The organism is Chitinophaga sp. SYP-B3965, assembly GCF_009647655.1.
Lineage (GTDB): Bacteria > Bacteroidota > Bacteroidia > Chitinophagales > Chitinophagaceae > Chitinophaga.
In genome coordinates, this window is record NZ_WJFD01000003.1 from 426011 (window position 1) to 438607 (window position 12597).

General features: G+C 43.8%; 7 protein-coding genes. All 7 read right to left on the reverse strand.

Going from position 1 to position 12597, the window contains the following annotated elements; translation table 11 throughout:
* Window position 1: 1 nt before the first annotated feature.
* Complete coding sequence (locus GFS24_RS19510) at window positions 2–2179, reverse strand: alpha-galactosidase (RefSeq protein ID WP_153662309.1); 2178 nt, start codon at window positions 2177–2179, stop codon at window positions 2–4.
* Window positions 2180–2183: 4 nt separating this feature from the next.
* Entirely contained in the window at window positions 2184–5525 is a 3342-nt protein-coding gene (locus GFS24_RS19515) for a DUF5107 domain-containing protein (RefSeq protein ID WP_153662311.1), read from the reverse strand.
* 1 nt (window position 5526) lies between these two features.
* Window positions 5527–6873, reverse strand: coding sequence for a sugar porter family MFS transporter (locus tag GFS24_RS19520; RefSeq protein WP_153662313.1), 1347 nt, complete (start codon window positions 6871–6873; stop codon window positions 5527–5529).
* Between the two features lie 81 nt (window positions 6874–6954).
* Window positions 6955–8922 (reverse strand): glycoside hydrolase family 97 protein, encoded by a 1968-nt coding sequence (locus tag GFS24_RS19525; protein WP_153662315.1) that lies wholly within the window; start codon window positions 8920–8922, stop codon window positions 6955–6957.
* 2 nt (window positions 8923–8924) lie between these two features.
* Window positions 8925–9956, reverse strand: coding sequence for an aldose epimerase family protein (locus GFS24_RS19530; protein ID WP_153662317.1), 1032 nt, complete (start codon window positions 9954–9956; stop codon window positions 8925–8927).
* A 151-nt stretch (window positions 9957–10107) separates the two neighbouring features.
* Complete coding sequence (locus tag GFS24_RS19535) at window positions 10108–11334, reverse strand: DUF4998 domain-containing protein (RefSeq protein ID WP_153662319.1); 1227 nt, start codon at window positions 11332–11334, stop codon at window positions 10108–10110.
* A 30-nt stretch (window positions 11335–11364) separates the two neighbouring features.
* Entirely contained in the window at window positions 11365–12582 is a 1218-nt protein-coding gene (locus tag GFS24_RS19540) for a DUF4959 domain-containing protein (RefSeq protein ID WP_153662321.1), read from the reverse strand.
* Window positions 12583–12597: the final 15 nt, after the last annotated feature.

The following is a 12597-nucleotide window of genomic DNA, read 5'->3' on the forward strand; positions in this document are numbered from 1 at the left end:
CCTAATTACTTTCTATTTCCAATATCACACTGGTCCTGCCTGTATTTACATGAGGATTAAGACCTATGGTCATCAGGAATTCCCCAGTATAAGTTTTGGTGGAATCTATTGTTGAGCTGGTTCCGGGATATACATTCAGTTCTTTGATGCGATAGTGTTTAGCCGGATCCAGTCCCTTTAACCGAACAGGAAATTTACTGCCCTGATCGTAGCGGTTGTTCACCAGGAAATTAAACATGACGGCAGAAGTTTGCGTTGCGTTCACATACAGCATGGATGCCAGGCTGCCCTCTGTTGGATTAGCCAACCGGTATTGATCACCTTGCCAGATGATCGGTTTGATGTTGTTATACGTTTTTACTGCCTGCTGCACATAATTCAGATCATTGTCGTTTAGATGTTTGATCACAATATCAAAACCCAACTTACCCATCATGGCTACATCAGTACGGAATTTAATGGGTTGTTTGCCCCAATCTGTCACATGGTTGGAGGATGTGATGGCCGGATAAAAATAGGAGTTCTGCCATTGGATAAAGATCCGTTCCAAAGGATCGGTATTATCACTTGGCCAAAATTCTGTAAAGTATTTCAGGGCTGCATAATCTACACGGCCACCGCCACCAGAGCAAAGCATCATGGGCACAGTCGGGTATTTGCTGCGTATCCTTTCCAGCACTTTATACAGACCACGCATGTATTCAATATAGAAATGATCCTGGTTGCCTAAAGTCGCAGAATAAGCATTGTAGATGACTGCATTACAATCCCATTTGATATAGGCAAGCTCAGGATTTTTGGTAAACAGATCATTGACTACGCCGAACACAAAGTCCTGTACTTTGGGGTTGCTCAGGTCCAGTACAAGTTGATTTCTGAAATAGTATTCCTCGCGCTTCGGCTGCTTAATCACCCAATCAGGATGTTTTTCGTACAAATTACTTTTAGGATTCACCATTTCAGGCTCAATCCAGATGCCGAATTTCACCCCATTGGCTTGCGCTTCCTTCACAAGAGAAGATATCCCGTTTGGCAGCTTGGCTTTATTTTCCTCCCAGTCGCCCAGGCCGGCAACATCGCCATTACGTGGATACTTGTTTGCAAACCAGCCGTCATCCAGCAGAAACATATCCACGCCAAGCTTTTTGGTATCCTTCAGCAGTTCAAATAATTTGCTTTCATTAAAGTCGAAATAAGTGGCTTCCCAGTTATTCAGCAATGTCAGTCTTGTTCCTTTACCATCCAGCAATTTATACTGCCTGGCCCAGTTGTGCATATTCCTGCTTGCGGTACCTTTTCCGTTGCTGGACAGGGTGTATAGGAATGCTGGTGTCTCAAATTCTTCGTTTGGCTTAAGCGTGTATACAGAAGCGTAATTATTGATGCCCGAGATGATCTTTAGATTATCCTGATAATCCAGTTCCAGGTCAGTCCTGAAATTACCACTGTACTCCAGGGAACCATAAAGTACAGTTCCTTCATCTTCTGTAGCAGGTTTATTCAATGAGACCATAAATACCGATGGCATAAACAAATTTGCTCTGGTGCCAAGTTTACTGTCTAAAGTTTTTATACCATGGGTGACTTTTGATTCTTCAGGCTGCATTTCTTTAGCCCAGTCTCCATGGTATTGGGTCAGCCAAAATCCGCCTTCTGCTTTCAGGTATAAGTTGGCAGATGCATATTTGGAAAGTAGAACATTCCCTTTTTCCCGATGTTTAACGATACTCCATTGCTCCACTACATCATCTTTGAAATAGGTTTTATAATAAAGCGTTACCTGGAAATCATAAACAGGATCTTTCAAAAGTACCGTAGTCAAAGACACATCATCATCCACTTTTGTCACCTGATGGCTTACGTACCGTAAGTCGAGCGAATTATTCCCGTCAGCATGACTGACACTTATCGCAGGCTCAAACAGGCTTTTAGAACCGGAAGAAGTATAGGCTGAATTCAGAACACCTGTATAATCTCCCGCCTGCTTGTAAGCAGCTGGAATATGTGCATACTCTTCCGCGCCGGACAATTTCCTGCCAAAGTAAATGGTAGCAAGGTTGTTTTTGGCATCAGCCTGCAATACCAAAGCATTATGCCTCGTCTCTATCGGAATGGTAGTTTGACCAACACTCTGGAGTGTACATACGATCAATAAAGCAACAGGGATAAATTGTTTCATGTAATTAATCTATAAGATCTATTATCGGTTTCTGGATTTCAAGATGTTGTTTAGCCCCCAGGTGCTCAGCATCGAGGTTGAGCACATCAAGGAACGAACGGTTCGCCAGTTCATTGGACCCTAATCCCAGGTATCCCAGTCCACTGATGAAAAGGCAATGGGCCTTATTCCTCAACTGGAGATCATCTTCAAATACCAGCAGATTGGGTAGTGAAACCGCAAAGTAATCAATTTTCACGTCGTCGGTCATATGCTGCAGACCATAATTGACCAGGCGCTTAAAAATTTCAGTTGCTTTTTCATCATCTCCCAGTTTTTTCCAGGCCAGGCCCTGGTAAAAGATCTTGTCCGGTTGCTGATCATTATAGAAAATAGCGGCAGCAGGTTCCGTACTCCCGATGGTTGCTTTTTGGAAATAAGTGATGGCCTGCTGCTGATCACCGAGGTCATTAAAAGCAGAGCCCATCAGATAAAATATCTCGTTCTCCTGTGCTCCGAACAACTTTCCTTCACCCAGGTTATGGGGATAAACCTGGGCCTGTTTCAACAATTCAATAGCTTGCGCGGGAAGCCCGTCTGCAATCATCATTTTTGCTGTTTGTACCAGCGCATACACATACTGCCCGGAAGCTTTACCTTCTCCTCCTTCCCAGGGATGGAACTGTCTGTTCCTGAGCATTTGCATGGCTTTAGCATGATCACCCATAAAATTATGGATCGTGATCATTTCCAGGTAAACATCATCCCTTTGAGCAGCGGTTTCCTGGTGTTTTACCAAAAACTTCAGCCTTTCCCAGGGCGTATAGTTCAATCTTTTGTAAAGCTGGTGTAATTCCATCAGCACACGATCATCTTTGGTATCCAGTTCAAACGCTTTTTCAAAACACATTAAAGCCTTCTGCTGATCATTCAGTTTATTAAAATAAGCGATGCCAAGATTTCTCCATACCGTTGGGAATGCAGGGTCTGCTTTGGCAGCGTTCTCCCAATAATGTATGGCCAATAAATACTGGCGCTTGTCATAAAACAGGTTACCCAGGTAATAAGGAGCCCGGGGATCTGCCGGACGGAGTGATATAGCCAGCTGCAAGGCGTTTATGTCCTCCAGCCTGTTTGGAAAACACAAATAAGGATCCGCTTCAGCCGCTTTGCTGAGCAGATCTTCAACCTTATTCTTCTTGTTCAGGTGATGAGCAAACGAGGCCAGATGATAATACACCATCGGATGCGTCCCTGTTTGTTTAACAGCATAATGGAGCAGGTCTGATGCTTCACTATACAATCCTGCCGCGGCATAATCCAGCGCATAGACGATAAAATTCTGCTCATATCCCCTGGACAGTTTCATCAGCTCTTCCAAAGCGGCGGTACATTCAGCCGTTTGAAATGTTGCACCAAAAGCCAGGGAAAGTTCATATAGTGCGCCCAGGTTAAACGGATCTCTGATCAGGGCCGCTTTGGAAACCGCGATGGCCTGATCATGTTGTTCCATCTTCCGGTATGCAGCAGCTTTGACAACGTAGGCTTTGCTGTTGCCGGCATTACCATCTATTGCAGCATTGATATGTTCTAAGGCTAATTGGTGATCTCCCCGGGCCATGTCTATCTGCGCTACGGCAAAGTATCCACTGTCTTTCCAGGCTTTACCCCATGTTGCTTTATAAAAAAACTCATAAGCTTCATCGTGCTTGTTCTGGAACTTAAGGCTTAAAGCAAGGTTATAATACGGCTCAGTATCATAAGGGTTTGGATTGCGCTGTGTACTTGTCTGGATGGCTTTTCTGAAGTAAGGTTCGCTTTGGCCAAACTGACCTCTCCGCAGGTACCAAAGGCCTAATGCATTGTTACACCTGATGTCCTGGGGATCACGCTTTAAGGCTTCTTCATAATAGGGCACCGGGCTATAGGTTGCATGACGGTATTGTTCCAGATGCTGGCCTGTTAAAAATAACTGTTCGTTATTCTCTGCCAGTTCAGGTGCAACTGCAGGTTTTGCTGCTTCCGGGATCACATTGATCTTATTAGCTGCCGGTTCATACCTGATGAGCTCATTACCCTTTTGAGAATGGATGATCAATAACAAACCGTTTTCCTTTACCGCTTCCGGCAGGTTAATTTTTTTGACATAAACCAACTTCGGATCAATACTTGCCTGATCGGAAAACAGTTCAGTCCCTTCATAAAAGAGTTGAATGCGGATGTCCTTCTGCAATGAAGTCACATATATCTTTAGTTCTGCTTCTGCCTCGTGCAGCTCCAATGCCAGCAGAATATCCCGGGTAGCATTTTTCACCATACCCAATTCCTGGTAAGGCATAAAGTACTGCGTAAAGGATTTTTCTTCATTCGGCAACAGCCAGGTAAAATCCGGCTGATTGTCTGTAAACATACCGGTCATCAGTTCTATATAAGGCCCGTCTTCATCCGTCAGGTTCCTGTCCCAGGCTTGTCCAAAATCACTATGCCCCCATGTCCACTGTTTTTTCCCGGGAGAAACATGGTGATTGGCAACATGGAGTAATCCACCCTTTGAATCGTGTTCGTAGCCGCCTACAAAATCATAAGCAGAATTAATGGCCATGTAAGAAGTAGGGACCGGAATATTCTTATACATGGATATATCTGTTCCGGGAGCATAATTTACTTTGTAATAAGTGCCGGTGGCTATTGGAAAAGTAGATACATCACGTTTGCCATGATCAAACACAGCATTCACATCAGGAGGAAACACAGACTGATAGTGGTCATTCACTTTTACTGCCGGATTGGCCCACCAGAGAAAAGTCTGCGGTAAGCTGGAGCGGTTAAGCAGTTTAGCTTTGATCTCAATATAGGCCTTGCCCGGATGTAAAGTAAAACCGGCAAGTCCTTTTGTGTGGAACATCTGCTCCACCTCGTTCACCCATACCGTCATGCTTCCATCCGGATTTTCTTCAATCTTATAATCCACAGGATCAAATGTACTGGGACGATGATGTTGAGGCCAGTTGAACTCGATCCCTCCTGATATCCATGGACCGGTAAGTCCCACCAGAGCAGGTTTGATCACCTGGTTATAGTAGATAAAATGCCGCTGTTTGATCTTATCATATGCCATCTGTATCCTGCCTCCAAGTTCGGGCAGGATCATGATCTTCAGGTATTCGTTCTCCAGGAAGAGTGCTTTATAAGCCTTGTCTGTTTTTTCATCGTATATCTTTTCGATAACCGGGTTTGGATAAACTACGCCACTGCTTCCCTGGTAAATACGTTTTTCAAAGAACATAGGGTTCTTGTCTGGTTTACCGATACCATAGGTGGGTATGATCACCTCTTCTTCCCAAACGTTTACTTGCGCTGTTTTCATACTAATGTCTGATTAAATTGTCTTCGAGTTCTTCGAGGGTTTGTCCTTTGGTTTCCCTGACTTTCCTTAACACAAAGAGAAAGCCCAGAAAACAGATGACTGCATAGAGATAGAACGGTCCATATGCACCTAATTTTTTAGCGAGGATGGGAAATGTAAACACCAGGATAAAGTAGGCTCCCCAAAGAGAAACAATAGCTACCGATGAAGCCATGCCCCTTATCTTGTTTGGAAAGATCTCCGAGATCAACACCCAGGTTACCGGCGCCAGGGAAATTGCATACATGCTGATGGCCAATAAAACAAAAATGGAAACCATACCTGCGGGGTACTGATTTTGCAGCATAAAGGCCAGGATGATGTATACGACAGATAGCCCCAATGAACCGATCAGCATCAGTGGACGGCGGCCCATTTTATCCACCTGCCACATGGCCAGCAGCGTAAACACAAGATTCACAAATCCGATCGCTACCGTTTCAAAAAGCTGCCTGTCCAGGTTTGCCCCAACAGATTCAAATATGGTAGAAGTATAATTGAACACCACATTGATCCCGCAGAACTGCTGGAATACGGCTAAAGTGATCCCAACAACTACAGCAGGCCGCACACCCTTATCAAATAGTTCTTTATAAGTGTATTTAGTAGTGCCCGTCAATGATCTTTGAATGGCAGAAACCGTACTTTCAACAAATTCCACTGAACCAATTTTGTCTAAAACTTTTCTGGCTGCTACATCCTGCCCATCTTTCAGCAGCCAGCGCGGACTTTCAGGAAGCCATATCACACCTAATAAAAAGAAAACAGAAGGTACTGTTCCCAATCCGAACATCCATCTCCAGGCATTTTCACCCGTATCGGCCAAAAAATAATTCACGAGGTTGGTGATCAGGATCCCAAGAACTACCGTCAATTGGTTGATCGCTACATTCCTGCCCCGTACTTTTGCAGGCGAGATCTCAGCAATGTACATCGGGCATAACATAGATGCCATTCCAACACCGATTCCTGCGGCAAAGCGCATCAGTATAAAGAAAGTAAGGCCTGGGGAAAATGCTATTGCTATGGAAGAAACTGCGAAAATAAAAGCAGCGAGCATCAAGCCAGGTTTCCTGCCATATTTATCGGCGAGCTTTCCGGCAATTAAACAACCTGCTATACATCCTAAAGCTAAGGAACCTGTTAAAAAGCCCTCCCACCAGGCATCCAGCATAAACTGTTCCCTCAGGAAGGGTAAGGCTCCGGATATCACCGCAAAGTCGAATCCAAACAAATAACCGCCAAGGGCAGAGATGAATGAAATTCCAATAATGTACCTGTTGTTGAATGTGTTTTTGTTGTCCGTCATGTCATTACGTGGTTACTTAAAGTTGCCTTTTTGTTAGAAGTTGAACAATGGATGGATTCAGTTAAACCATGGACTATATGCTCATTCTATATTGATATAAGCAACCGCCCCTCCCCCTTTAGCCAAAGGCAGCTTTATTTTCGTTTGGCTGTTAACTGACATGGTCTGATAATGATAGTCTGAAGCATTGGTGCTACCTGCATCCGTATATAAGTTAACCTGGTAGTTTTTGCCGGCAGGTAAAAAAGAAAAATCAAGCTGCAGTGTTCTTTCATTCCAGTTAGTCATGGCACCAACAAACCATTTGTTCTGATATCTTTTGGCCATTAAAGCATAAGCGCCTACCTGGGCATCCAATACCCTGGTTTCATCAAATACAGTGGGAACAGCTGACAGGAACTTCAATACGTCCGGGTACTTCTCATATTCCACCGGGGAATCGCACAGCATGGCAAGGGGCTGATCGAAGATCACAAACATCGCCAGTTCATGGCATCTTGTTCCTTGTGTAGAAGGCAATCCCGGATCTACAGGTTTAAATGTTTCTTTGCTGCTGTTCCGCATGGAGCCCGGTGTATAATCCATAGGGCCTGCGAGCATGCGAATGAAGGGGATCAGCAAGTGATGGTCCGGATTGGCACTATAATCCCATTTTGAACATTCCGCTCCTCTTACGGCCTCATAGTTTACAATGTTGGGATAGGTCCTCTGCAGGCCGGTAGGTTTGCTGCAACCATGGAAGTTTACCATCAGGTTTCTTTTGGCTGCCGCACGGGCAATCTGCTCAAACCACTGTATGGCCAGCTGATCGTCCCGGTCAATAAAATCTACCTTAATGCCGGCTGCTCCTATTGACTTTAGAAAATCCAATTGTCCTTCAAGGTCCTTCATCAATGTACTGGCTACACACCATAGAAAAACGCCTACATGTTTTGATGCAGCACGCTGGATCACACCGCGCACATCAAGCTTTGGATTCACTTTTAGCAAATTATAATTGTCGGACCAGCCGGCATCGATCATCAGGTATTCGAAATGATTTTCTGCTGCAAAATCTACATAGTAATTATAAAGCGCAGTGTTCCTGTTGGGCATCCCGGAAGGGATAGCTGCTCCCGGCAGCAATGCATCATGCCACCATTCCCAGGCGGCCTTTCCTGGTTTTATCCATGAAGTGTTACTGATCTTTGAAGGAGTAGCAAGTTTGTAGATCAGCTGATTGTTAAGCAGCGTTTTATCGTCATCAGTAGCTATGATCACTCTCCAGGGGAAACTTCTTTCGCCATAGGTTTTAGCAATAAAACCAGACCTCTCTTTCACGACCGATACAAAATCGCCCCAGCTTCCCATTACCGTCTTTAAAGGATAGTGTGACCATAAGCCGGTCATTTTGCCATTATCTTTAAGTACATACATACCGGGATAATCAAACAGATCTGATTCTGCGATCACCACTTTAAGGCCAGATTCCGGATAAGCGAATAAGGTGGGGGTAATGGCCTTTTTCCCATCAGGTATCAGTGCCAGTTTGTTATATGTTACATAGGGCACTTCCCAGGCAGTAAAGTTGTCTGTTTCAGGAAAGATCACCTGCGGGGTGCCGGGGAGGTTAAAATCTGCGCGTTCTGCCATTACTTTTATCGTATCTGCGATATGGGTGATGAACCGGTAAGCAAGCCCATCATTATAAGCCCTGAAGGTTATAGCATACTGGCCCTGAAAGTCGATCAGCAATTCGTTGAAAGCGTTATTGAGTGCGGCCTCCTTACCATACAAGGGTTTTATCTGATCCCTGGATTTTTTCTCTCTTATCTTCTGGATATCTGCAGACTTTCCCAGCACCTGGTTTTCCAATGTCATGGAGATCACAGATGGAGCAATCACCATCTGATCTTTTAGCGATACGCTGTAAGTAATGCTGTCATCTATCAACACATTGAATTGCAGTTTGCCATTTGGTGATGCCAGTGTATACCTTTTAGGGGGCGTAGCAGCACTGGCCACTTTACAGATGAGAAGTCCGCAAATTAAAATAAGTTTTATGTTCATGACTATGCTATTGTTCTGAATTTAAAATGAATACTATGCTGATAGACAGATCCCGGCGTTAACACTGTTGAAGGAAATAAAGACTGGTTGGGACTATCCGGGAAATACTGGCATTCTAAACACAACCCGTCAAAAGGCCCGTATACCTTTCCATGATTTCCTATTTCGCTGCTTTGCAAATAATCTCCTGTATATAACATTAAGCCGGGATAGGAGGTATATACTTCCATTACCCTGCCTGATTGCGGCGAGGTGAGTATACAAGCCGGTGCTTTAGCCCATTCGCCTTCATCCAACACATAACAAACATTCAAACCGGAAACATCACCAGCTTCATTCACTGTTAATTTCTCGCTGATCTTATTCTTCTTAAAAGATAACTCAGCAGCAGGAACGATCAGGCCGGATGGTATATGGTCCGGTCCGGCATCAACTAAGTAATTCGAATGGATCGTAAGCTCGTGATCAAATATCTTGGTGGTAGCGCCTGAGAGATTAAAATATGCATGATTAGTAAAATTGGCGATCGTATTCTGATCACTGCTTGCCCAATAATCGATCAGCAGTTCGTTGTCATCAGTCCAGCGATAGCTCACCTTAAATTCCAGGTTACCCGGAAAACCTCCTTCTCCATCTTCGCTAAACAGGCTAAAGGAGAGCGTTTCCCCGTCAATATCAAAATCAAATACCCGGGCATTAAATCCGGCACTGCCACTATGGATATTATTTCCGCCATCATTAGCATTCAATGTATAACTATTGCCATCCAGGATAAACTTTGCGCCAGAGATCCTGTTAGCAAATCTTCCAATAGTGGCCCCGATATAATTTTTATCGCAGAGATATCCCTGCAGGTCTGGAAAACCGAGTATGACATTGCCTGGTAAACCTTTTCTATCAGGAACATAGGCTGCGACTAATGTCGCCCCATAATTGCTAAGGTTTACAAAAGCACCGCTGGCATTTTCCATCCTGAACAGATGGATCCTGGCATTGTTCTGTTTACTCCACGGATGATGTGTGATCTTACTCATAAACTTCTAAAGGCGCAGATTGGTTAACTGTAATTACATACTCCTGGCTATCCGCCTGCAATGTGCCTCGGTGATATGGTTTCAAATAAGCAGGAATGAAAATTTAGCTGGTTCCTTTTAGTAGTATCACTAAAAGGAACCAGCAGATCAATTAATTCACTTTAAAGAAAGACAATTCCAAAAGGTGGATGTAGTTAGCTCCACCCCATGTTTCCAGCACTTTAAAACGGAGATATTTTACCTGGGGAATACCCGCAGGAAAAGTAAACTTTTCACCAGCTCTTGCAAATGCACGGTCTGCATCAGTCAGCTGCCCCCTTGGCAGGCCCGATGGTTTAACCGAAGTAAAAGTCTCTAATTTTGTCCAGCTGTTATCAAAACTTCCGTTTGTATTTGGATTGTTGCTGCCCCATACTTCAAACACTTTAAGATTAGCGACGTCGTATAAAGCATTATCACGTTGCCAAAGCCTGAAATGGTCAAGCTTTGTGGTCTGCCCCATGTCTATTGTAAACCATTGCGGCAAACCGGAACCACCCGTATGGAAGCCCGCCGGATCTCCGCCACCTGTACCATTATTGTTGTCCCATAAGTTCTCCAGCTTCCATCCATATTCATCATTGATGTCTGTAGGCAGTTTATAGGTTCTGAATAATGATTTGTCTAATTGCGTGACCTTAATGATCGTTGGGAAATCTGCAAACTGCGTTACGTTGAAATTGTCAATAGATCCAAGCTCCGGAATATAAGAAGAACGGTATTGTATGGTTGTGCCCAGCTTGTAATTCGGGATCACGATGCTGTTATTCTCCGCCGGCAACTGTCTTTCTTCTATTGCTCCCGTGCTGTTGGTATAACGGATCGTTGTCGCTACATTCATCGTATCTTTCTTATTAAAGTTCAGCTGCAGGGTTTCATCAGGTAAGAACTGATAAGGCTCGACTGTATTTATTCCTCTGTTCAGTAATGTACTGCTATAAGTTGCCCCGTATACTCTTACATTGTTGATCTCGGTCGCAATGGACTTACTGCCTTCACTATCATAGGAAACCACTACGAAAGCATAGACATATTCATTCAGGTCAGGCACGATCACTTTTACGGTATCCTTAGGATCATGGGTGGTTGCAGCTACCTCCATTTTATTCACGCCGTTGTTCCAGGAAATAACATACTTAGTAATACTTGGATCGGGGCTTGGATGCCAAAACAGTTGTGCACGTAAGTTACCGGTGTTATAACCTGCCGTCTGGATCTTTCCGGGATACTTTATCTCTTTATCCTCCAGGAAAGCTTTATAATCATCACCATACTTTTTACACCCCCAAAATGCGAGGGATATAAAACAGATGAGGGCAATATTATTTATGATCTTCATAATCTGGTTCTTTAAATTGAACGTTAACGTTTATAGCGGATTACCATACAAGCTTATTTCCAAAGCATTTACATAAGTTAAGCCACCCCAGGTTTGGGTAATTTCAAGCCTGATGTATTTCGCAGGTCCGGCTGATCTTGGCATAGTGAAGTTGACACCTTTAGCCACAAAGGCTTTATCAGCCTCATTTGCCTGGCTTGGCGCCAAACCTGATGGTGGATTTGGGAAAACAAAATTGCCCATATTCACCCAGTCCCCGGCAACAGTGCCCAGCGCAGAACCGGTTGGCAGGTTTACATCTGCAGGGTTATCCTTATTGGACCCCCATAGCGTAAATTTGCGCGTATTCTGATATTCATAATAACTTGAACCCCTTTGCCACATTACCAAACGACTGATCTTGGCAGATACGCCTAAACCAAATGTGCCAATACTTCTGGGAACATTGGTATTGGTATGCCAGCCCGGTTCTCCCAAATTACCATCGAACATATACTTGAAGTCCCAGCCAAACTGATTGGTTGGTGCGTCACTGGCCAGTTGATAAACAGAAAATTTACTTTTATCCAAAAGGGTTTCAAACAGTGGTGTTACCGTCTTAAATACCGTATCTGAAACATTCCCAAATCTGTCTGTGGTATATACACCAACCTTCTGCGGCACCGGCGGTAAATTCCTGATAGAAACATCTATCGTGTCTGTGTTAACATATTCCGGATCCTGCTCGTCATATTTTTTGGTGGTTTCGTTGTACACCAGTAAATGCAGTGCAAGAGGTGATTTATTTTTGTTTAGTCCATAAAAATTAGCGCCTCCAAAATCAGGTGTAATTTCAAGACCGGAATTGATCATCACATAATTGGGCGTTTTGGGATGTACTTTTATAACTACCGGGTCAGACATCACATTTGCCCTGCTCACAGCAAATAAAGAAACTTCGTATTCTTTCTCCCTGGCAAAACCGTCTACCATGATAGTATCTGTATAGTAACTGGCTTTAGTTTCCCTTACACGATCATCGTTAATGGCATAGCGGGCCAAAACATACAGGAGGTTCTTTGAATCAGGTAACCTGTAGGTGATCCTTGCAGCTCCATCCAGGTTCTCTACACTTACATTACTGACCACGCCAGGTTTTGTCTTATCTGTTGAAATGATATCAATATTATCGTCCTGCTCTTTGCAGGAGGCCAGCAATATGATAAACATTAAAAAAAACAGGCTTTTTATATCATTCAATTTTTTCATCTTCATAAGTTTTGA